Below are 22,454 nucleotides of genomic sequence, written 5' to 3' on the forward strand. Positions count from 1 at the left end.
GCTCGCGGCGCGTCAACTTCTTCTTGCTGGCAAACTCGACGTCTGCAAAGCTCGTCTGCTTCATCATTTCGGTGTTGGAGATGGGATGCGTAATTGTGCCAGTTCTGCTCCTCACCTGGAACGGTCTGGTCGATTAAATCAGTGGTTCCCTAGGGAAACACCGCCTCCCACAACTGCCGCACCGGCGCGGCGTGCTTCGCCACTAGCGCGGCGTCGACGCGCGCATTGTCCTTGCCCTGCAAGCGCAGCTGGTGCTGCAGCTTGCGCATGGCGCGGTAGGCGTCGCCCACCGCCAGCGCCAGGCCGGCGTCGATCAGGCCCAGGTCGGCGAACATGCGCAGCAGGCCGATATTGCCCAGATTAATAGTCAGCTGCGGATACTGCGCGCAATGCCGCAGCACCAGGTATTGCGACATGAATTCGACGTCGATCATGCCGCCCTCGTCCTGCTTGAGGTCGAACAAGCCGGCGCGTGGCGGATAGGCGTCGTGCATTTTCTTGCGCATCTTCAGCACTTCCTGCTTGAGCTCGTCCGCGCGCACCGTGCGGTCGGTGCGCAGCACGCGCTCGCGCACGGCTTCGAAGCGCTCGCCGATGGCGGCGTCGCCGGCGCAGAAGCGCGCGCGCGTGAGCGCCTGGTGCTCCCAGATCCAGGCCGAATTCTCCTGGTAGCGTTCGAACGCGGCCACGCTCGACACCAGCATGCCGCTGGCGCCGTCCGGGCGCAGCGCGGTATCGATGTCGAACAGGATGCCGGCCGAGGTATGCGCCGTCATCCAGGTAATGAAGCGCTGGGCCAGCTTGGCGTAGTTGCCGGGCGCTTCCTGGTCGTCGTCGTCGAACAGGAAGATCACGTCCAGGTCCGACACATAGCCGAGTTCCTTGCCGCCCAGCTTGCCGTAAGCGATGACGGCGAAGCGCGGCACCTCGCGGTGGCGCGTGGCGATGGCCTGCCAGGCGGCATCGATGGTGGCGGCGACGATGGTGTCGGCCAGCGCCGACAGGTAATCGGCCAGCTTTTCCACGGTCAGCTCGCCCGCCAGGTCTTGCGCCAGCAGGCGGAACAGTTGCGCGTGGTGGGCTTCGCGCAGGATATCCATCTGGCGCTCGGTGTCGCCGGCGGCCGCGCCCAGCTGCTCCTTGAGTTCGGCGGCCAGGGCGGCACAGTCGGGCACGGCGCTGCGCACCCGTTCGTCGAGCAGTTCGTCGAGCACGAGCGGGTGCTGGGTCAGGAAGGTGGCGGCCCAGCCGCTGGCGTACATCATGCGGATCACCCGTTCCAGCGTGTGCGGATACTCGGTCAGCAGCGACAGGTAGGCCGAACGGCGCGCGATGGCTTCGAAAAACCCCAGCAGCCGGGTCAGGGTGGAACTGGCGCTGCCGGAGCCGGCTTCCTGCGCGGTCTTGCCGATCAGGGGCAGGGAAGCGTTGACCAGCGCCAGCAGGCGGGTGCGGCTCGCTTCGGGCAGGGCTTGCACCTTGCTCGACTGCCAGGTGCTCATCAGGCGGCCGGCGGCGCCGCCGGCGTCGTCGAAGCCCAGTGCGCGCAGGTGGGCTTCGATGGCTTCGCGATTGTCGAGGTCGGCGCCGCCCCAGTTGCTGGCGCCGGGGTCGACCGTGTCCTTGGCCTGCTCCGACTTGTCGCTGAAGATGGCGTCGAACTGGGCGGCCACGAAGCGGCGCGTGTCTTCCAGCTGCGCCAGCAGGGTGGCGACGTCGGGCAGGCGCATCATCTGCGCGATGACGGCGCGGTCGGCCTCGCTGGCGGGCAGGGTGTGGGTCTGGGCGTCGTCCAGGTATTGCAGGCGATGTTCGAGGTTGCGCAGGAAGCTGTAGGAGGCGAGCAATTGCTCGACCGTATCGAGCGGCAGCAATTCCTTGTCGGCCAGCACGCGCAGGGTGGCGCGGGTGGAGCGCTCGCGCAGGGCGGCGTCGCGCCCGCCCCGGATCAGCTGGAACACCTGGGCCAGGAATTCGATTTCGCGGATGCCGCCGCGCCCCAGCTTGACGTTGTTGCTGCGGTCCGGATGCAGGCGCTCCTGGCGGTCGACCTCGGCGCGGATCTGGGCGTGCATGGTGCGGATGGCGTCGATCACGCCAAAATCAAGATAGCGCCGGTACACGAAGGGATGGACGATGGCTTCCAGCGCGGCGATGTCGTCCGGCGCGCCGGTGACGGCGCGCGCCTTGACCCAGGCATAGCGCTCCCATTCGCGGCCCTGCACGATCAGGTATTCCTCGACCATGTTCAGGCTGGCGACCAGGGGGCCGGAGTTGCCGTTCGGCCGCAGCGCCATGTCGACCCGGAAGGTGAAGCCGTCTTCGGTGATCTCGGACAGGGCGGCGATCAGCTTCTTGCCCAGGCGCGCGAAAAATTCGTGGTTCGACAGCTGGCGCTGGCCCTCGCCGGCGGCGGTGTCGCCGTCTTCCGGGTACACGAAGATCAGGTCGATGTCCGACGACACGTTCAGCTCGCCCCCGCCTTGCTTGCCCATCGCCAACACAATCATTTCCTGCGGCAAGCCCGATTCGTAGCCGACCGGCATGCCGTGGCTGGCCACCTGCTCGGCCATGAGGGCGGCCAGGTGGGTGCGGATGGCAAAGTCGGCGAAGCCGGTCATGCTGGCGACCACTTCGGCCAGGTCGGCCTGGCCGTCCAGATCGCGCCGGATCAGGCCGCACACCAGCAGGTTGCGCAGGCGGCGCATGGCGCGCGCGGGCGGCAGCGGCGGGGCGCCCGGCCGGGCGTCGTCGAGCGCCAGGCGATCCAGCGTTTGCGCCAGATCAAGCTGGTCGAGCCGGCCCGCGCCGATGCTGGCAACTGCGCTTGCACGGCCCGGATCGGCCGCCAGCCAGCGTTGATAAAAGCGCGACAGCGGGGTCAGGGAGGCTGGAATCATTGTTTGGCTTGTGGAAATGGTAAGTGAAAGTCGGGTTCAGCGCGGCTTGTATAAGGTAAAATGGCCGGTCCGCGACAGGATGGGCCGCGCTACGGTGAGGATCAGGACGATGGTAAGGGAGCCTGCGGGATTCACGCAAGCGCAACCTTATTGCACTACATTTATACGGCGGGACCCTTTATCAGCTTATTGATGCACACACCGGAAGCACAGGAGGCCACGGAGCACCTGCCCATCGCAGAGCGCTGGCGGCGGCTGCGTTCCGCCTATCGGGCGTGCAACCGTGCCAGCCATCATGTGCTGGGCTTCACGATCAAGCTGGCGCTGCTGGTGTACTTCCTGTTCACCATCGTGTTCCTGGCGCTGCGCTACCTGATTCTGCCGAATATTGACTATTACAAGGGCAATATCGAGCGCATCGCCAGCCGCGCGCTGGGCAGCGACGTCACCATTACCCGGATTTATGCCTCCTGGCGCGGCTTGCGCCCGAACCTGTTCCTGGGCGACGTGATCGTGCGCGACCCGGGCGGGCGCCAGGTACTGAGCCTGCCGAGCGTGTCGGCCACCCTGTCGTGGTGGAGCGTGCCGACCCTGGAACCGCGCTTTTACTCGCTGGAGATCATCCGCCCCGACCTCGACATCCGGCGCGATGGCGCCGGCCAGCTGTTCGTGGCCGGCATGCCCATCAAGCCGGGCGCGGCGGGCGACGCCGGTGGCGCCGACTGGGCCTTCAAGCAGCGCCAGATCCTGATCCGCGAAGGGCGGGTGCAGTGGACCGACCAGCTGCGCGGCGCCCCGGTGCTGGCGCTGGAGAACGTCGACCTGGTGCTGAAGAACCGCTGGCAGCACCACCGCTTCGGCCTGCGCGCCACGCCGCCGGCCAGCCTGGCCGGCCCGCTCGACGTGCGCGCCGACTTCAAGCATCCGCGCTTCACGGCGCGCATGGCCGACGTGCGCCAGTGGAAAGGCGAGCTGTACGCCGATCTGGCCGATACCGACCTGTCCGCCTGGGCCCCTTACCTCGATTACCCGGTGAAAATCAGCCAGGGCCAGGGATCGGTGCGCGCCTGGCTGAGCCTGGACCGGGCCAAGCTGGCCGGATTCACCGCCGACGTGGCGCTGGCCGGCGTGTCGGCGCAACTGGGGGCCGACCTGCCGGAGCTCCAGCTGACGCGCGTGCGCGGCCGCCTGTCCGCGCGCGAAACCTTTGCCGCCGGCAGCAACCGGGGCACCCCGGCTTTCGGCGCGCACGGCCACGAAGTGACGCTCAGCGATTTTTCCCTGCTCACCGCCGACGGCCTGAGCCTGGCGCCGACCACCCTGTCCGAGTCCTACACCCCGGCGCGCGGCAAGGCGCCCGAGCGGGTGAAAGTGAGTGCCCGCCAACTCGACCTGGAAACCCTGGCGCGCCTGGCCGCCCAGCTGCCGCTCAGCGCCGTGCAGCGCGAGTTGCTGGGGGATGGCGGCCTGCGCGGCAAGATCAGCGATTTTTCGGCCGAGTGGCAGGGCAAGTTCCCGGACATCGCCAGTTACCGCGTGCGCGGCAAGCTCGACGGCCTGAGCATGCGCGCCCAGCCGGCCCGCCTGGCCGTGACCAGGACGGCGAGCACGCCCGCGCGCGCCGCGTTTCCGCCGATTCCCGGCATCGAGAACCTGTCCGGCACGCTGGACGCGAGCGAGAAGGGCGGCACGATCGCCCTCGATTCGCAGCAACTGGTGCTGCAATTGCCGGCCTGGTTCGCCGACCCGGCCATGGCCTTCGAGCAATTCGACGCGCGCGCGCGCTGGACCTTTGCGCCGGAAAACAAATTGCTGGTGGACCTGGAGCGCCTGAATTTCACGCAGGGCGCGCTGAGCGCTTCGCTGTCGGGCACGCACCAGATGACCCTGGGTTCGGCGCCGGGCAAGCCGGCCGACATCGTCGACGTCAGCGGCACCCTGTCCGGCTTTGCGATTAACACCATCGGCCGCTACCTGCCCCTGAAAACCCCGGAACACCTGCGCGACTGGCTGACCGGCGCGCTGGAAGACGGCATGGCGCAGGACGCCACCTTCCGCCTGCGCGGCGACCTGGCCCACTTCCCGTTCCGCAGCAATACGCCGAGCGAGCGCAAGGGCGAGTTCCGGGTCGGCGGCCGCCTGGAAAAGGCCAAACTGAACTATGCGCCCGGCCATGTCGCGCCCGACGGCGTGGCGCCGGTGTGGCCGCAGGCCGAGCAGATCGACGGCAGCTTCCTGTTCGAACGCGCGCGCATGGAAATCAAGGGCGACACGGCGCGCACCCGTGGCGTGGCCCTGAGCGCGGTCACAGCCGTGATTGCCGACCTGGCCGACCCGGACAAGGTGCTGGAGATCGACGGCAACGCCGCCGGGCCGCTGCAGGAATTCCTCGGTTATATGGAAGCGAGCCCGGTGCTGAACTGGATCGGGCGCTTTACCGAACACACGCGCGCCACCGGCAACGCCAGGCTGGGCCTCAAGCTGCAATTGCCGCTGAACCACCTGATCGAATCGAAGGTGCAGGGCACCTTGCAGCTGATGAACAACGACGTGGTGCTGTTCGATCCCTTGCCGCCGCTGCAATCGGCCATCGGCAAGCTCGAATTCAATGAAAAAGGCATCAACCTGAACGGCGTCGGCGCCAGTTTCCTGGGCGGCCCGCTGGCGCTGACCGGCGGCAGCGGCCGCGACAACACCATCGTGATCAAGCTGGCCGGCACCGCCACCGCCGACGGCATCCGCAAGACCTATCCCTCGGCCGCCATGCAGCATGTGCTGGGGCTGGTCTCGGGCGGGGCGCGCTACACCGGCTCGGTGGTGGTGCACGATCACCAGGCCCAGGTGACGGTCGACTCGACCCTGGCCGGCATGGGCGTGGACTTGCCGGCCCCGCTCAACAAGGCTGCCGCCGACAGCCTGCCCCTGCATTTCACCCTGACCGGCTTGCCGGGCGCGGAACCCGGGGTGGCGCGCGACGAAATCCGGCTGGCGCTCGGTCCGCACATGGGCGCGCGCTACCAGCGCATCAAGCTGGGCAAGGGGCCGTGGAAGGTCGAGAGCGGCGGCATCGGCGTCAACGTGCCGGCCCCGGCACCGGACTTCGGCCTGATGGTCAATGCCGAGATGAAGAGCCTGAACGTCGACCAGTGGATCGCGATCGGCGCTTCGGTGGCGCACGCCGCGCCCGAGCCGGCCGCTGCCGACGCGGCGGGCGGCACCTCGGTGGACGGCGGCATGGACCTGGCCCAGTACGTGGTGGCCGACGTGCTGGCCGCGCGCGCGAGCGAACTGATCATTAGCGAGCGCAAGCTCGACAACGTGGTGGTGGGCGCCTCGCACGTGAAGGATACCTGGCAAGCCAACATCGATGCGCGCCAGGTGGCCGGCCACCTGACCTGGGTCGAGGGACCGAGCGGCCAGGGCCTGGGCAAGGTGACCGCGCGCCTGGCCTCGCTGATCATTCCCGAATCGGCCGCCGCCGGCGTGAAGGACTTGCTCGAAGGCGGCAAGAGCGCGGCGGCCACCATTCCCGCGCTCGATATCGTGGCCGAGCATTTCGAACTGTTCAACAAGAAACTCGGGCGCCTGGAACTGGTCGCCAGCAATGCCCAGCTGGCCAGCGGGCGCGAGTGGCAGATCAACCGCTTGCTGCTGTCCAATCCCGACGGCGTGCTGCGCAGCACCGGCAAATGGGTGACCGGGGAAGGGCAGAGCAACACCAGCCTGAACTTCGTGCTCGACATCGAAGATGCCGGCAAGCTGCTGGACCGTTTCGGCTTCCCGGAAACGCTGCGGCGCGGCAAGGGCAAGCTGTCGGGCGACATCGCCTGGAACGGCTTGCCGTATTCGCTCGATATTCCCAGCCTGTCGGGCAAGATCGACATGAATGTGGCTTCCGGCCAATTTCTCAAGCAAGACCCGGGCGCGGCCAAGCTGCTCGGCGTGCTGAGCCTGCAAATGCTGCCGCGCCTGCTCAAGCTCGACTTCCACGATGTGTTTTCGGAAGGGCTGGCCTTCGACGGCATCAGCGCCAATGCCAGCATCACGCGCGGGGTGGCGCGCACCGATAACCTCAAGATGCATGGCGTGGCCGCCACCGTGCTGATGGCCGGCACCGCCGACATTGCCAACGAATCGGCCAACCTGCACGTGGTGGTGATTCCCGAATTCAACCTGGGCACCGGGCCGCTGGTGTATGCGCTGGCGGTCAATCCGGTGGTCGGGCTGGGCAGTTTTCTCGCGCAACTGTTCCTGCGCGCGCCGGTGATGAAGGCCCTGACCTACGAAATGCAGATCACCGGCCCGTGGAAGGCGCCCGTGATCACCAAGCTGGGCGCGCCGAAAGGCCCGCCGCCGCTGGTTTTGCCGGCGACCAATGTGAAACCCCAGACCAACTGAACAGACGACCGGCACGACCGGCGGGAGACAGGCAGATGACGACCGTGGCCGCAGTACAAATGATCAGCACGCCCGATGTGGCGGAGAACATCGCCAGCGCCACCCGGCTGGTGGGCCAGGCGGCCGCGCGCGGCGCCACCCTGGTGAGCTTGCCGGAATACTGGCCGATCATGGGCATGAGCGACAGCGACAAGGTGGCCCACGCCGAAGCGCCCGGGGCCGGCCCGATCCAGGCCTGCATGGCCGCCTGCGCGCGCGAGCACGGCATCTGGCTGATCGGCGGCACGCTGCCGCTGGTCTCGCCCGACGCCGGACGGGTGATGAACACCACCCTGGTGTACGACCCGCAGGGCCGGCCGGTGCAGCGCTACGACAAGATCCACCTGTTCGGCTTTACCAAGGGTAGCGAAAGCTACGACGAGGCGCGCACCATCGTGCCGGGCGAGGCGGTGGCGGCCTTCGAGGCGCCGTTCGGGCGGGTCGGCCTGTCGGTCTGCTACGACCTGCGCTTTCCCGAGCTGTACCGCGCCATGGGCGAGTGCGCGCTGATCGTGGTCACCGCCGCCTTCACCCACACCACCGGCCTGGCGCACTGGGAAGTGCTGCTGCGCGCGCGCGCCATCGAAAACCAGTGCTATGTGCTGGCCTCGGCCCAGGGCGGCACCCACCAGAACGGCCGCCGCACCTTCGGCCACAGCATGCTGATCGACCCCTGGGGCGAGGTCAAGGCGGTGCTGGACGAGGGCGAAGGCATCGTCAGCGGCACGCTCGACGCGGCCTTCCTGGCGGGCGTGCGCGAAAGCTTGCCCGCACTCAAGCACAGGAAGCTGTGAGCGACGCTGTGAGCTACCGTTATGGGCCGACTATGGCACAATGCCTGATCCACACTGAAAGACCCGCAAAATGACACCGTTCGAACCGAATCTCTCCTCCCTGGCTGTCGCGCGCGATGTGCTGCTGACGCCGTTTGGCCTGGACGAAGGCAAGCTGCTCTCCACCCTGGGCACCATGTTCACCCACAAGGTCGATTACGCCGACCTGTATTTCCAGTTCACCAAGAGCGAATCCTGGAGCCTGGAAGAAGGCATCGTCAAGACCGGCAGTTTTTCGATTGACCAGGGTGTCGGCGTGCGCGCCGTGTCCGGCGACAAGACCGCCTTCTCGTACTCCGATGAAATCTCGGAACGCGCCCTGCTGGACGCGGCCGCCGCCACGCGCACCATTGCGCGCGCCGGGGCCGGCAAGATCAAGGTGGCGTCCGCGATGACCCAGGTGGGCGGGCGCTCGCTCTACCTGCCCAACGACCCGCTCGCCTCGCTCGACGCGACCGCCAAGGTCAAGCTGTTGGAACGCGTGGAAAAAATGGCGCGCGCCAAGGACCCGCGCGTGGTGCAGGTCATGGCGGGCCTGGCCGGCGAATACGACGTGGTGCTGGTGGTGCGCAGCGATGGCGTGCTGGCGGCCGATATCCGTCCGCTGGTGCGGGTGTCGGTGACGGTCATCGTCGAGCAGAACGGCCGGCGCGAAATGGGTTCCTCCGGCGGCGGCGGGCGCTACAACTACGGCTACTTCGACGACGCGCTGCTGGAGCGCTACGCCGACGAGGCGGTCAAGGCGGCCGTGGTCAACCTGGACGCGCGTCCGGCGCCGGCCGGGCCGATGACCATCGTGCTGGGACCGGGCTGGCCCGGCGTGCTGCTGCACGAAGCGATCGGCCATGGCCTGGAGGGCGACTTCAACCGCAAGGGATCGTCGGCGTTTTCGGGCCGCATCGGCGAGCGCGTGGCGGCCAAGGGCGTGACCGTGGTCGACGACGGCACCCTGGCCGACCGCCGCGGTTCGCTGAACATGGATGACGAAGGCAATCCGACCCAGTGCACCACCCTGATCGAGGATGGCATCCTGAAAGGCTACATCCAGGACACCATGAATGCGCGCCTGATGAAGATGCCGGTGACCGGCAACGCGCGCCGCGAATCGTTCGCGCACCTGCCGATGCCGCGCATGACCAACACCTATATGCTCGGCGGCGACAAGGACCCGGAAGAAATCCTGGCCTCGGTCAAGAACGGCTTGTACGCGGTCAATTTCGGCGGCGGCCAGGTCGATATCACGAACGGCAAGTTCGTGTTCTCGGCCAGCGAAGCCTACATGATCGAAAACGGCAAGGTCACCTACCCGGTCAAGGGCGCGACCCTGATCGGCAACGGTCCGGACGTGCTCAACCGCGTATCGATGATCGGCAACGACATGCGCCTCGATTCGGGCGTGGGCGTGTGCGGCAAGGAAGGCCAGAGTGTGCCGGTGGGCGTGGGCCAGCCGACCCTGCGCATCGAAGACGTGATCGTGGGCGGTACCGCGTAAGTAAGACCTTCGTTCGCCCGCACAGGCAAATCTGGGCGGCCCTCAGCGGCAAGCCCGGTCCATTCCGGTGCCGTCGCGGTGCTTGCCAGGGCGCACTTCGGTGCGCCCTGGGCATGTCTGGCGGGCCGTTTGGTGCCCGCGCTCAGAATTTGTACATCGCCCTCACGTAGAACGTGCGCCCGATCGGGTCCGTGTAACGCGGATCGTAGCCTTGCTGGAAGGTGGTGCTCTGGAGCGTGAACGGCGGGTCTTCGTCGAGCAGGTTCTTGACGCCGGCGGTGACGCTGACGCGTTGGCTGGCCGTGTACGTGCCCGCCAGCGACCAGGTCGAGTAATGCCCGACGCGGCCTGGAACGACGCCGTCGGCATCGGGTTGGTCGTCGTAGCCGGACATGTAGCGGTTGGACAAGGTCATGTTGAGGGGACCACGGGTCCATCCCAGGTTCGCATTGTGACGCCAGCGGAACACCGGACTGGCGTCGGCGAAGCGTCCGGCGTTGACTGTGAACGGGCCGTTGCGCTCGTTCTGGTAGTCGTAGCGGTCGACGTACGTGCCTTCCACGCCCAGACTGAAGTTACCCAGCTGGCCCCTCTGCAGGCGCCACAACAGGCCCAGGTCGACGCCGCGCGTCTTGACCTCGCCCAGGTTCTGGGTGATCGCCAGCACGTAGTCGAGCCGGGTGCGGGCAGCGTTGTAGACATACAGGCCTTGGTATTTCTGGTAGTTGCCGAAGATCGATTCCTCCGCCAGCGAATTGATCTGGTCCTTGAGCCGGATATCCCAGTAATCGGCGCTCAGCGTCAGGTTGTCGGTCGGCTCCAGCACGATCCCGGCGCTGTAGGTGCGCGAGCGTTCCGGCTTGACGTTGGTGTTGCCGCCGCCCCGGATGTTCTGCTGCTGGTCGCACGACAGGTTGGGATTGGCCCCCGGGGCTGGCGTACCGCCCGGACACAGCACCGGATCGTTCCAGGAATTCCCGGTATTGGTCGTGGTCTGCGGCCCATGCAGGTCGTACAGGGTGGGCGCGCGGAAGCCCTTGTTGAACGAGCCGCGCAGCAGGACTTGTTTGCTCGGTTGCCAGCGCAGCGCCACCTTGGGATTGAAGCTGTGCCCGAAATCGGTGTAGTCGTCGTAGCGCGCGGCCAGGTTGACTTCCAGGTCCTTGAGGATCGGAACGTTGAACTCGGTGAACACGGCGCCGATATTGCGGCTGCCGGCCTGGTCCTGGGCGTCGGCATAGCCGGAGCTCGACGCCTGGCTGGCCAGTGCGCGGTTGACGCGGTAATCGGCCTCATCGCGCCGGAATTCCCCGCCCAGCGCGAAGCCGAGCGGGCCGGCGGGCAGGGTCATCAGTTCGCGGCTGGCCTTGAAGTCGACGGCCGCGCTCTTGATCTTGGCGCGCAGGTATTCGCCCTTGAGCAGCGACTGGCGCAGGAACTCGTTGCCGGCCGGTGTCTGTTCGCCGAAGGGGTTGAGCAAACCGCTGCCGACGCCCTCGATCATGCGCGCATCGACCACGTAGCCGTTGGTGAACGCGCTGCGCGCGCGCCCCGTGGCATACGACAGGCCGGCATTGTAGTCCCAGCCGCCGGCCGTGCCTTCCATGCCGGCCAGCAGGCGATCGGTCAGGCTCACATCGAGGCCCTCGCGCTTGCCGGTCACCAGCGGGCGCCAGCTGACGTCGAGCGGCTCGCCGCCCAGGCCGGCCACGGCGGGCGTGATGCCGGCGCCGGGGTAGTAGGGGCTGCTGCTGGTCATGGTCAGGCCGATGCCGGCCAGGGGCGGCGGCGCCACGCGTGCTTCGTTGGTGCTGCGGCTGTGCAGGTATTCCAGGGTGGCGGTGTGGTCGGCCCCCAATTTTTTGCTGAAGCGCCCGAGGAAGGTTTCTTGCTTGGTCAGCGGAATCAGGTCGATGAACTGGGTCGAATCGAAGCGGCAGTTCGGCGCGCCGCTCAGGTTGGGGATGGAGTAAGGCGGCCGGCACCCGCTTGCATGGCTGGGATTGCCGGAAACCCCTTCGTCCGAATAGAAGTTGGCGGGAAAGGTCGTGCCGCTGGTCTGGTACAGGCCGCGTTCGGGACGCACCCCGGTGCGCGCAAAGTCGCGGTCGGTCGCCATGAGCGGCGACTGGCGGTGGAAGTCGACAATGCCGAGCAGGTTATAGCCGTCGGTGGCCAGGTCGCCCCAGCCGCCGGTGAAGTTGATGCGCTGCTCGTCGCCGCCGCCCGAACCGGCCGGTTGATAGGCTTCCACGCTCACTTCCATGCCGCGGTACGAGCGCTTGGTAACGAAGTTGATCACACCGCCGATGGCATCGCTGCCGTAGATGGCCGAGGCGCCGTCGCGCAGCACTTCGACCCGTTCCAGCGCGGCCACGGGAATGATGTTCAGGTCGACCGTATCGGCGAAGAAAGGGTGGTTGGCCAGGCGCCGGCCGTTGAGCAGCACCAGGGTCTTGTCGCTGCCCAGGCCGCGCAGGTCGGCGGTGGACCGTCCGCCGGTGCCGGAACCGACCGACTGGCTGGCCCCGGTCGAGGTCTGGTTCATGGGAATGGTGGCCAGTACTTCCTGGACCGTCGAGAGGCCCTGCTTGGCGAAGTCGTCGGCGCGCACGGTGGTGATCGGCAGCGCGGTTTGCGCCGCCAGGCGTTGCCGGATCGAGGTGCCGACGATCTCGACTTTTTGCATCGGCTCTGCGGCCCCGGCCGGCGCCTGCGCCTGGACCTGTGCCGGCACGGTCAGCACGCCGGCGCCGAGGAGGGCGCCGCCGGCGCACAGGCGCCGCACGGCCGCCGCTAATACGTTTTCAATCATGTCATGCTCCAGTCAGTACGGGTGGTGCGCCTGCGTGACAAGCGCTGCGGATCCCGGCCGGGCATGCCGCAGTAAACTTGATCTGGATCAACGTAGCTAGCTGGAAAACTTGCCGATGTTTGATGCAGCGCAAAGCCCGGCCGGGGCTCGATGGACCGAGTTTTGCACCGGGCGCCTTGGCCCGACTGATCTGGATCAAATGTGACAGGCATCGGCGCGCCTCTTGTGGGAAAGGCGCAACCGCTTGCGCGCTGCGCTCCCGATGATCGCCGATAAACAGCTTGCCAAATTGCAGGAATCGTTGTTATAGTCCTTGCACCACTTTCGGATCTTGCCATGCACAACGTCTTCTTTTTTACCTGCTACTTTTACTTTAGCAATTCCAACCCAGGGGCGGTGGAGTAGCGGCAGGTTCACGTAGCAACAACGAGATCCTTGCAATATCCAGACAAACCGCCAGCCATGGCGGTTTTTTTTTAGTCCAGCCATTTTGAATAACCAGCCACGGAGAACACCATGCCACGCACCGACGATTTACGCATCCGCGAAATGAAGGAACTGACGCCGCCCTCCCATCTGATCCGCGAGTTTGCCTGCGGCGAACGGGCCGAGCAGACCGCCAGCGCCTCGCGCGTGGCGCTGCACCGCATCCTGCACGGCCAGGACGACCGCCTGATGGTGGTGATCGGCCCCTGCTCGATCCACGACACCAAGGCCGCCATGGAATACGCGCGCCGCCTGATCGGCGAGCGCGAGCGCTTCAAGGGCGAGCTGGAAATCGTCATGCGCGTGTACTTCGAAAAGCCGCGCACCACGGTCGGCTGGAAAGGCCTGATCAACGATCCGTACATGGACAACAGCTTCCGCATCAACGACGGGCTGCGCATGGCGCGCGAACTGCTGCGCGACATCAACGAGCTGGGCTTGCCGGCCGGGACCGAATACCTGGACGTGATCAGTCCGCAGTACATCGCCGACCTGATCAGCTGGGGCGCGATCGGCGCGCGCACCACCGAGTCGCAGGTGCACCGCGAACTGGCGTCCGGCCTGTCCTGTCCGGTGGGCTTCAAGAATGGCACGGACGGCAACGTCAAGATCGCGGTGGAAGCGATCAAGGCCGCATCGCACCCGCACCATTTCCTGTCGGTGACCAAGGGCGGGCATTCGGCGATCGTGTCGACCAACGGCAATGAGGATTGCCACGTCATCCTGCGCGGCGGCAAGACCCCGAACTACGACGCCGCCAGCGTGGAACTGGCTTGCCAGCAGATCGCCGCACTCGGCCTGGCCGCGCGCCTGATGATCGACGCTTCGCACGCCAACAGTTCCAAGAAGCCGGAAAACCAGGTGCCGGTGTGCGCCGACATCGCGGCGCAAGTGGCCGGCGGCGACAGCCGCATCGTCGGCGTGATGGTGGAGTCGCACCTGGTGGCGGGACGCCAGGACCTGGTGCCGGGCAAGGAGCTGGTGTACGGCCAGTCGATCACCGACGGCTGCATCGACTGGGACAGCAGCGTGGCCGTGCTCGAAGGCCTGGCCGCGGCGGTGCGCCAGCGCCGCCTCTGCCCGGAAGCCTGACACCCGCACCGCCGGCGTATGCACGGCTGAAGCCAGCGCGGGGTGCGCCGTCACCCCGCCGCAGACCGTCACGGCGGCGCCGCCCGGCGCCGTCCTCGTTCCATTTCCCCACGCCGCGACAAGCGCCGATATTGCACGCCGCCAGGCGCAGCAAGGCGCGCTTCGATGCCCCACGTTTCGTGCGGGCACGGCTGCGCATTGCCAACCGCTGCAATTAATTACCTTTATTCAATCACAAATTCCTGTTCCGTATGCAAGAAACTACAGCGCAATCGTATGCATGCGACCACGCCTGTTGTTTATATACATATTGTGTGTTTACCGTTGACATCAATTATTCCCGTATGTTTCTATCTTGGGCTTGATTGGCAAAAAAGCACAGAAGTGCGGCGCCAGTTGGAGAATGTCGCTTTAAGCGAAGTGAAGAAGTTTCAGCCGACGGAGACAAAGTTACCAAGAACTCGGCTGGTTGTACCTTGCATCGGGACGTGTCCGCGATCCGGAACGTGCCACCGCGAGGTTCGCTACTTAAATTGATGCACCCTCCAAAAGAGATGGTGTTAATACTAATATTTTATAAATCAAGGGATTCACAAATGATGACAGAAACAGTTTTATCGCGTTCTTTGCGCCTGGTCTTTTCGGGCGGTATCGCAGTCGGCCTCGGCCTTGCGGCATTGCCAGCCGTAGCCCAGACCGCTTCCCAGGACAATTCGATGCAGCGCGTCGAGATCACCGGCTCGTCGATCAAACGCGTCGCCGCTGAAACCGCGCTGCCTGTCACCATTCTCAAACGCGAAGACATCGAGCGTACCGGCGCCACCTCGGCCCAGGACCTGGTCAACCTGATTCCGGGTAACTTCGGCGGCGGCGTTACCGCCAACAACGTCGGCGCCTCCGGCGTGCCGTCGACCGCCAACCTGCGTGCCCTCGGCGCGCGCTACACGCTGGTGCTGCTGAACGGCCGCCGCGTGGCCAACTATGCGGTCGGCAACAATCCGGTCGACCTGAATTCGATTCCGCTGTCGGCCATCGAACGCATCGAGGTGCTGCGCGACGGCGCTTCGGCCGTGTACGGCGCCGATGCGGTGGCCGGCGTGATCAACTTCATCCTCAAAAAAGACTACAAAGGGATGGAAGTATCGGCCTACAAGACCCACGTCGACCAGGGCGGCGGCAACACCAAGAGCTTTAACGTCACGGGCGGCTTCGGCGACATCGCGACCGACCGCTTCAACGTGCTGTTCAGCGCCAACCACGAAGAAAACGAAAAACTGCGCGCCTCCGACCGCAGCTTCTCGACCACCTCCGTGCGTCCCGACCTGGGCATCAACAAGTCCTCGCCGCGCAACGGCGTGCCCAACCTGAACTTCACCGATTCGCTCGGCAACAAGTACGTGGGCGTGAACCCGTACCGCTACAACGGTTGCAAGAACGAGGAATTCAGCCTGGTCATCAACAGCGAAAAAGGCTGCGGCACCGACTACGTCAAGTACATCGACCTGATTCCTGAAGCCAAGCACAGCAACCTGGTCACGCGCGGCGTGTTCAAGGTCAGCGACAGCCTGGAACTGTTCGCCGAAGCGGCGTACACCAAGGACAAGATGATCGCGGCGTACTCGCCGGCGCCGTACACCGAGACCATGCGCTATCCGGCCAGCGGCCGTTTCTATCCTAAAACCGTCAAGCTGCCGAAGGGCCTGGTACTGCCTGCCGGCTACAAAATGCCGAACGGCACCGTGACCACCGCTGAAACCGTCCTCGCCGCCGACATGGATGTGATGCCGACCGGCGACATCACCGGTACCTGGCGCACCGTCGCCGGTGGCGGCCGCACCGACCTCAACGAGACCCAGAACACCCGTGTGGTGGTGGGCGCCAAAGGCAATCTGGCCGGCTGGGATTACGAGACTGGCCTGAGCTACGGCAAGAATGAAGTCGAAATCAGCTTCGGCCCCGGCAAGTTCAGCTACGCCAAGCTGCGTCCCCTGGTGGTTTCCGGTGAAATCAATGTATTCGGCTCACAGGACGCGGCCAGCCTGGCCGGCCTGCTCGGCGCCCAGCTGAGCGGCTTCCAGAACGGCGGCGTCTCGACCTCGAAAGAGTTCGATTTCCGCATGTCCAAGGAAGTGTTCAACCTGCCGGCCGGCGCGGTGGGCTTCTCGGTCGGTACCTCGTACCGTACCGAAAAGCTGACCCAGACCTCGTCCCCGGTGCTGTCCTCGGGTGACGAAGTCGGCGGCGCCGGTGAAATTCCCGGCGTCAGCGGCGACCGTAAAGTGTTCGGCCTGTTCACCGAAGCTGTTGTCCCGGTCATCAAGGACCTGGAGCTGACCGCCGCCGCGCGCTACGACAAATACAAGAACGGTTTCGGCACCGAATTCGACAACCTGAGCCCGAAACTCGGCTTCACCTATCGTCCGAGCACCGCCATCATGGCGCGCGGTTCGGTGGCACGGGGCTTCCGCGCACCGACCCTGGTCGACAACCTGAATCCGAAGGCGCTGAACAATACCTCGTCCAACTTCAACGATCCGGTCCGCTGCCCGAACGGCGTGCCGGTCAACAGCATCAATCCGGTCGGCGAGCTGCAGGATGAGTGCTCGGTCCAGCTGACCACCCAGAACAGCGGCAATCCGGACCTCAAGCCGGAGAAGTCGAAGCAGTACACCCTGGGCCTGGTATTCCAGCCAACCTCGACCATCAGCGGTTCGATCGATTACTGGAACGTGAAAATCGACAAGTCGATCAACGCCATGTCGGAAAACACGGTGTTCGGCGATCCGGTTGCCAACGTCAACCAGTTCTACCGTTACGATCCGGCCATCGAAGCGGCCACGCCAGGCGCACCAGGCTCGCTGGATAACCCGATCCGCGGCAGCACCAACAAGGACTTCCCGCTCGCCTACGTGGCCCTGCCACGCGTGAACACCGGCAAGTTCTTTGCTGCCGGCGTCGACCTGAACCTGAACTATCGCCAGAAGATGGGCGACATGGGCACGCTGGGTGCGAACTTCGATTCGACCTACTACACCAAGCACGGCTACCAGTACCAGGGTTCGCCGGAAGTCAGCGACCTGGGCAACTTCAAGGATTTCGGTCCGACCCCGCGTTTCCGCCACACCCTGGGCCTGACCTACGGCATCGGCCAATGGACCGGTTCCCTGACCCACAACTACACCAAGGGTTACTGGGATTACACCGATCCGGCGCTGATCGGACCGGATTACCCATTGCTGCGCAAGGTCGGCGACTACTCGACCTTCGACGCCACCCTGGGCTGGAAACCGATGAAAAACGTGAGCCTGACCTTCGGTGTCAAGAACATCGCCGACGAAGATCCGCCATCGTCGCGTAACGGCGCCAACTTCCAGGTCGGCTACGATGCGACCTTCACCAACCCGCTGGGCCGCACGTTCTACGCACGTCTGAACTACAAGTTCCTGTAATTGCCGGGGTGCGCGGCGGTTGACAGACAGCCACCGCGTATCTTTGCAAGAAACTTGTATGACGTAAAAAACCCCGCCGGACGCATGTCCGGCGGGGTTTTTTCTTGCCTCCTGTATTTGCGAAATATCAGGGGCTTGATCTGGCTCAAGCTCACCCGACCCGGCGCACGTAAGCTCTAAAGCGGACTGATCCAGATCCGCTTGGGAGGACATATGCAAATCGTGCTGGCCAATCCGCGCGGCTTCTGTGCCGGGGTCGAGCGGGCGATCGAGATCGTCGAGCGCGCCCTCGACGTCTTCGGCGCCCCGGTCTACGTGCGTCACGAGATCGTGCATAACCGCCACGTGGTCGCCGCTCTGCGCGAGCGCGGCGCGGTGTTCGTCGAGGAACTGGCGCAGGTGCCGGAGCACGGCATCGTCGTGTTCAGCGCGCACGGCATCGCGCCGCAGGTCCGGGCCGAGGCCGACGCGCGCCGCCTGCGGGTGTTCGACGCCACATGTCCGCTGGTCGCCAAGGTCCACATGGAGGTCGGGCGCCACGCGCGCGACGGCCGCGAGGTCATCCTGATCGGCCACGCCGGCCACCCGGAAATCGTCGGCACGCTCGGCCACTACCGCGGCGCGGCCGCGCGCGCCATCCACGTGGTCGGCACTGCCGGCGAGGCCGAGCGGCTCCAGGTGCAGGACGGGACGCGCCTGGCCTACGCCACCCAGACCACGTTTTCGATCGACGATGTCAAGCCGATCCTGCAGGCCCTGCAAGGGCGCTTCCCGGCGCTGATCGGGCCGCGCAAGGAAGATATCTGCTACGCCACCCAGAACCGCCAGTCCGCCATCAAGGAACTGGCCGCCAGCTGCGACCTGATCCTGGTGATCGGTTCGCCCGCCAGCGCCAACTCGCAGAGGCTGCGGGAAATTGCCGCGCAACAGAACGTCGGCGCCTACCTGCTCGATCACGCCGACCAGTTGCAGCGCGACTGGTTCGACGGCCGCCACTGCGTCGGCATCACTTCCGGCGCCTCCACCCCCGAAGTCCTGCTCGAGCAGGTGGTGGCGCGCCTGGTCGCCTGGGGCGCCGGGCCGGTCGTCAACCGGGCGGGCGTGCAAGAGCACGTGGTGTTCGCGCTGCCGCGCGCGCTGGCCGGCGCCGCGCCGCGCGTCGCCGAACCCGAACCCGAACCCGAACTTTAACCTCTTGAGGAGAACCATCATGCCCGAGCAAACCGTTTCCATCGTGTCCTGGCCCGAGCAGCCGGCCCGGATCGACCATACCTTCACGCTGGACAAGCCGTGCCCGGTGTCGATCTCCTTCGAACCGGCGCCGGCCAACGTGACGCTGTCGAGCGACCCGCAGCGCCCGCTCCAGGTCAGCATGAACATGCAGCTCGTCGCGCGCGAGCCAGTGCCGGTCTGCATCACCGTGTGCGAACCGATCTGCGCGCGCAGCGACTATACGATCGGCATCGAGGTGTTCGGCAACCCGTTCGCCAGCATCAGCGTGCGCGGCACCACGCGCCTGTTCGCGTGCCGCGACGACACGCCGACGCCGGTGCCGGGCTGATACCTTCCGATATGCGCCACCACCACCAGGAGCCGTGAGCGATGCCAAGCAATGACAGCGACAACATCAGCATGACCCGGGCCGAACTCGATTACCTGATGCGCATGGCCGGCAAGACCTCGCGCATCGTGCAGCAGGCCGCCTCGACCCTGGAAGAGGAAATCGCGCTCGGCGTGGCGGCCGCCAAACGGGTCGAAATGCGTTTCGTGGACGTGGAAAAACTGCGCGCCGCCGACCCGGCCGACGTGATGCAGCGCTTCCGCCGCGATGCGCACGAGGTGGTCGACATCCTGCTCGACATGGTGGTGCTGGCCAGCAACTCGCTGGGCGCGCTGTCGGAGCGGGTGGTCACGGTGCGTCCCGGCGGCGCGGCGGCGCCGAAGCAGGGCGGCGACGCCACCGCATCCTTGAGAATGCCGCAGCCGGTCGCGCCGGGCGGATCGCTCAGCGTGCCGATGACCCTGGAAAACGCGGCCGATGTGCCGACCGACACCTTCCGCCTCCACTGCGCCGACCTGCTCAGCGACAGCGGCGCCCGGCTCGCGTCGGCCCAGATCGGCTTCGCGCCGGAGCAACTGGCCATCCCCGCGCGCTCCTCGGCGACCGTGCTGATCACCGTGACGGTCCCGTCCGATGCCGCGCCCGGCACCTATTCCGGGCTGCTCCTGGCCAGCCAGCTGGAGCAGGTGCGCGCCGTGCTCACCGTGCAGGTCGAGTCGGCCGGTGAGTGAGGCGGCCGGGCGTTCCCGTTTTGTCGAGGCCAGCCTGGCGCGCTACAAGGAAATCACCATGGCGCGCCTGCTGGACTACCTGCCCAGCAAGGAGCCGCGCCGTTATCTGTACGACTTGCTGCCCGTGTATCCGCTGCGCTCCGGCAAGGGCTTGCGTCCGGCGCTGTGCATCGCCGCCTGCTGCGCCTTCGGCGGCGAGGTGCGCCGGGTGCTCGAATCGGCCGTCGCCATCGAGCTGTACCACAACGCCTTCCTGATCCACGACGACATCGAGGACGGCAGCGAACACCGGCGCGGGCAACCCACCCTGCAGGCCGACCAGGGCCTGGCGGTCGCGCTCAACGTGGGCGACGCGATGCAGGCGCTGTGCATCCGCCTGCTGCTCAACAACCTGGCCATCGTCGGCCCGCAACTGACCTGGCGCATCGTCAACGAAATCGAGCACATGGTGTGCCAGACGGTCGAAGGCCAGGCGCTGGAACTGGGCTGGGTGCGCGACAACGTGGCCAACCTGAGCGAGGAAGACTACCTGCGCATGGTGCTCAAGAAAACCTGCTGGTACACCTGCATGCACCCGCTGCGCATCGGCGCCCTGGTCGCCAGCGGCGGGGCCGTCGCGCCCGAGCGCTTCGACCGCTTCGGCTACTACATGGGCGCGGCGTTCCAGATCCAGGACGACATCCTCAACCTCGACGCCGACGAGGGCAAATACGGCAAGGAAATCAACGGCGATATCTGGGAAGGCAAGCGCACCCTGATGCTGATCCACGCGGCGGGCCGCTGCGACGAGGACGAAAAACAGCGGATCCGGCGCTTCCTGGCGCTGCCGCGCGGCGCGCGGGAGCAAGCCGAGGTCGCGTGGGTGCGCGCCACCATGGACAAGTACGACAGCATCGCCCATGCGCGCAGCTGCGCGCGCCAGCTGGCCGGCGCGGCCCTGCACGAATTCGACCTGATCTTCGGCGCGCTGCCCGACTCCGAACACAAGCGCTTCTTGCGCCAGGTGGTGCTTTACATGATCGAACGCGATCTGTAATCGGGCGCGGCGGGCGTATGCTCCTGTGCGCCGGGCCGCAGCAGCGCCCCGGCCACGCCGCCGCCCAGCTCGAGCGCGCTGCCGGCCACGCCCAGGCCCCAGTCGAGCGCGGCGCGCGGGTGGGCCGCCATCGACAGCGCCACCCCAGCCGCCGCCGTGCCGGTCCGCAAGCCGAGGCGCAGGCAATGGGCGCGCCCGCGCAGCAGGTGCTGCGCGCCCATGCCCGCCAGCGACAGCACCGCCTGCTGCGCGCTCTTGCGCAGGATGTCGGCGCCCATCACGCGGCGCGCCGGCACCAGTCCGGCCAGCACGCCGCCGGTGATGTCGGCGTAGGCGGGGTCGGCGCGGGCGCGGGCCACGATGATGTGCAGCGCTTCCAGCCAGAGCGGGGTCAGGTGGCGGTTGCGGATCAGCTGCACGATCAGGCGCGCCAGCGCCATGTCGAAGCGCAGCTCGCGTTCGATCCGCTGCGCGTAAGGCAGCAGGCCGGCGTGCGAAAAATCGTCGCGCGCGCGGGCCGCGATGAGCGTCTCGGCGGCCCAGCGCCCGCTCAGCATGGCGTACTGGATGCCTTCGCCGTTGAGCGGGTTGATCAGGCCGGCGGCGTCGCCCGCCAGCAGCACGCGCCGGCCCACGCAGGGCAGGGCGGCATCGTAGGTGGTCAGCGGCCAGCCCGTTACCGGTCCGCGCAGTTGCGCGTTGCCGAGGCGCGCGCGCAGGGCCGGATCGCTCGTCAACAGCTGCAGCATCCGCTGGCGCAGGTGTTCCTCGTTGCGCGGCAAGGTCTCGCGCACCATGCCGATGCCGACATTGGCCGCGTTCGGCCCGGTGGGAAACAGCCAGTAATAGCCGGGAAAGGTCGCGTCCGAAAAATACAGGTCGCAGCGGTTGCCGGTGTCCGGCAAGCCATCCATGTAGCAGCGCATCGCGACGATGCGGTTGCGGTCCGGCACCGCGTGCCCGCGCAGCAGGCGCGCCACCACGGAGCTGCTGCCGTCGGCGCCGATCAGGGCCTGGGCGCGCAGGGTGGCGCGGCCGGCCGGCCCCTTGACCGTCACGCTCACGCCGCCGGCGTCGCTGGCGAAGCCTTGCACGCGGGTGTTTTCCAGCACGCGGGCGCCGGCCGCGCGCGCCCGGTCGAGGATCCACTGGTCGAGCGCCTTGCGCGCGATGACCCTGCCGTGCGCCGGCATGCCCGCCACGCGCGGGATGGGATGGGTGATCAGGTGGCGCCCGTTCAGGTACAGCGCGGCCTCGTGGATGATGTTCGTTTGCCGGTAGCCGGGCAGGGCGGCCATGCCGAGGCGGTGCAGTTCGAGCAGGGCGGCGGGGCCGACGAAGTCGCCGCAGACTTTGTCGCGCGGAAATTGCTGATGGTCGATCAGGAGGACGGCAAAGCCGGCATCGGCCAGGTGGGCGGCCGCAGCCGCGCCCGCCGGGCCGGCGCCGGCGACGATCACGTCGCCATCGAACGCGGCGGCAATTTTCAGAGTCAGCATGGCGGGCAGTTCTGGACAGGGAATCGTTCAGTATCCGCGCCGTGCGCAAGTGCATTGCTGATGTAGCGCAAAAAGCGCACAAAAACGCGTGCGGCGGTAGGGATCCCAAGCGTGGACATACGC

At 66.4% G+C, this 22,454-nt stretch carries 12 protein-coding genes; 9 read left to right on the forward strand and 3 right to left on the reverse strand.

From position 1 onward, the window contains the following. Positions 1-149: 149 nt before the first annotated feature. Positions 150-2,900 carry a bifunctional [glutamate--ammonia ligase]-adenylyl-L-tyrosine phosphorylase/[glutamate--ammonia-ligase] adenylyltransferase gene (glnE, locus tag EJB06_RS28235; RefSeq protein ID WP_126077371.1) on the reverse strand — a complete coding sequence of 917 codons (2,751 nt, stop codon included), beginning with the start codon at positions 2,898-2,900 and terminating at the stop codon, positions 150-152. A 192-nt stretch (positions 2,901-3,092) separates the two neighbouring features. On the opposite strand from glnE, the gene EJB06_RS28240 reads away from it, so the two are divergent. The 3 genes from EJB06_RS28240 to tldD all read left to right on the forward strand — a co-directional run bounded on the left by EJB06_RS28240 (position 3,093) and on the right by tldD (position 9,662). Beyond that, positions 3,093-7,298: a YhdP family protein gene (locus EJB06_RS28240; RefSeq protein ID WP_126077372.1), complete on the forward strand. Its 4,206-nt coding sequence runs from the start codon at positions 3,093-3,095 to the stop codon at positions 7,296-7,298. Positions 7,299-7,333: 35 nt separating this feature from the next. Beyond that, a complete protein-coding gene (locus EJB06_RS28245; RefSeq protein ID WP_126077373.1) occupies positions 7,334-8,131 on the forward strand; it encodes a carbon-nitrogen hydrolase family protein in 798 nt (265 codons plus the stop codon). 70 nt (positions 8,132-8,201) lie between these two features. Further along, the gene (gene tldD / locus EJB06_RS28250; protein ID WP_126077374.1) at positions 8,202-9,662 is read left to right on the forward strand and encodes a metalloprotease TldD; all 1,461 of its coding nucleotides are present in this window, start codon (positions 8,202-8,204) and stop codon (positions 9,660-9,662) included. A 142-nt stretch (positions 9,663-9,804) separates the two neighbouring features. Here tldD and EJB06_RS28255 read toward each other — a convergent pair whose 3' ends face one another. Beyond that, on the reverse strand, positions 9,805-12,477 hold the full coding sequence (locus EJB06_RS28255) for a TonB-dependent receptor (RefSeq protein WP_126077375.1): 2,673 nt from the start codon (positions 12,475-12,477) through the stop codon (positions 9,805-9,807). Positions 12,478-12,993: 516 nt separating this feature from the next. On the opposite strand from EJB06_RS28255, the gene aroG reads away from it, so the two are divergent. From aroG to EJB06_RS28285, 6 genes are all read left to right on the forward strand, one after another. Next, positions 12,994-14,055 (forward strand): 3-deoxy-7-phosphoheptulonate synthase AroG, encoded by a 1,062-nt coding sequence (gene aroG, locus EJB06_RS28260; protein ID WP_126077376.1) that lies wholly within the window; start codon positions 12,994-12,996, stop codon positions 14,053-14,055. Between the two features lie 716 nt (positions 14,056-14,771). Continuing rightward, positions 14,772-17,504, forward strand: coding sequence for a TonB-dependent receptor plug domain-containing protein (locus tag EJB06_RS28265; protein ID WP_164558060.1), 2,733 nt, complete (start codon positions 14,772-14,774; stop codon positions 17,502-17,504). Positions 17,505-17,717: 213 nt separating this feature from the next. Next, positions 17,718-18,695 carry a 4-hydroxy-3-methylbut-2-enyl diphosphate reductase gene (gene ispH / locus EJB06_RS28270; protein ID WP_126077378.1) on the forward strand — a complete coding sequence of 326 codons (978 nt, stop codon included), beginning with the start codon at positions 17,718-17,720 and terminating at the stop codon, positions 18,693-18,695. 19 nt (positions 18,696-18,714) lie between these two features. Beyond that, on the forward strand, positions 18,715-19,065 hold the full coding sequence (locus EJB06_RS28275; RefSeq protein ID WP_126077379.1) for a hypothetical protein: 351 nt from the start codon (positions 18,715-18,717) through the stop codon (positions 19,063-19,065). Between the two features lie 41 nt (positions 19,066-19,106). Next, complete coding sequence (locus tag EJB06_RS28280) at positions 19,107-19,796, forward strand: COG1470 family protein (protein WP_126077380.1); 690 nt, start codon at positions 19,107-19,109, stop codon at positions 19,794-19,796. Further along, positions 19,789-20,832 carry a polyprenyl synthetase family protein gene (locus tag EJB06_RS28285; RefSeq protein ID WP_198420939.1) on the forward strand — a complete coding sequence of 348 codons (1,044 nt, stop codon included), beginning with the start codon at positions 19,789-19,791 and terminating at the stop codon, positions 20,830-20,832. Before EJB06_RS28280 ends, EJB06_RS28285 begins: the two co-directional genes overlap by 8 nt. Here EJB06_RS28285 and EJB06_RS28290 read toward each other — a convergent pair. After that, positions 20,808-22,331: an NAD(P)/FAD-dependent oxidoreductase gene (locus tag EJB06_RS28290; RefSeq protein WP_126077382.1), complete on the reverse strand. Its 1,524-nt coding sequence runs from the start codon at positions 22,329-22,331 to the stop codon at positions 20,808-20,810. The two genes, EJB06_RS28285 and EJB06_RS28290, sit on opposite strands and share 25 nt — an antisense overlap. Positions 22,332-22,454: the final 123 nt, after the last annotated feature.

The organism is Massilia atriviolacea (assembly GCF_003953935.1).
Lineage (GTDB): Bacteria > Pseudomonadota > Gammaproteobacteria > Burkholderiales > Burkholderiaceae_D > Telluria_A > Telluria_A atriviolacea.

What these genes read in the sequence shown, in the direction of transcription:
- EJB06_RS28245 (WP_126077373.1), top strand. Translation starts at nt 7,334, where the DNA reads ATGACGACCGTGGCCGCAGTACAAATGATCAGCACGCCCGATGTGGCG.
- EJB06_RS28240 (WP_126077372.1), top strand. Translation starts at nt 3,093, where the DNA reads ATGCACACACCGGAAGCACAGGAGGCCACGGAGCACCTGCCCATCGCA.
- EJB06_RS28280 (WP_126077380.1), top strand. Translation starts at nt 19,107, where the DNA reads ATGCCAAGCAATGACAGCGACAACATCAGCATGACCCGGGCCGAACTC.
- EJB06_RS28275 (WP_126077379.1), top strand. Translation starts at nt 18,715, where the DNA reads ATGCCCGAGCAAACCGTTTCCATCGTGTCCTGGCCCGAGCAGCCGGCC.
- EJB06_RS28290 (WP_126077382.1), bottom strand. Translation starts at nt 22,331, where the DNA reads ATGCTGACTCTGAAAATTGCCGCCGCGTTCGATGGCGACGTGATCGTC.
- aroG (WP_126077376.1), top strand. Translation starts at nt 12,994, where the DNA reads ATGCCACGCACCGACGATTTACGCATCCGCGAAATGAAGGAACTGACG.
- tldD (WP_126077374.1), top strand. Translation starts at nt 8,202, where the DNA reads ATGACACCGTTCGAACCGAATCTCTCCTCCCTGGCTGTCGCGCGCGAT.
- glnE (WP_126077371.1), bottom strand. Translation starts at nt 2,900, where the DNA reads ATGATTCCAGCCTCCCTGACCCCGCTGTCGCGCTTTTATCAACGCTGG.
- ispH (WP_126077378.1), top strand. Translation starts at nt 17,718, where the DNA reads ATGCAAATCGTGCTGGCCAATCCGCGCGGCTTCTGTGCCGGGGTCGAG.
- EJB06_RS28255 (WP_126077375.1), bottom strand. Translation starts at nt 12,477, where the DNA reads ATGATTGAAAACGTATTAGCGGCGGCCGTGCGGCGCCTGTGCGCCGGC.
- EJB06_RS28265 (WP_164558060.1), top strand. Translation starts at nt 14,772, where the DNA reads ATGCAGCGCGTCGAGATCACCGGCTCGTCGATCAAACGCGTCGCCGCT.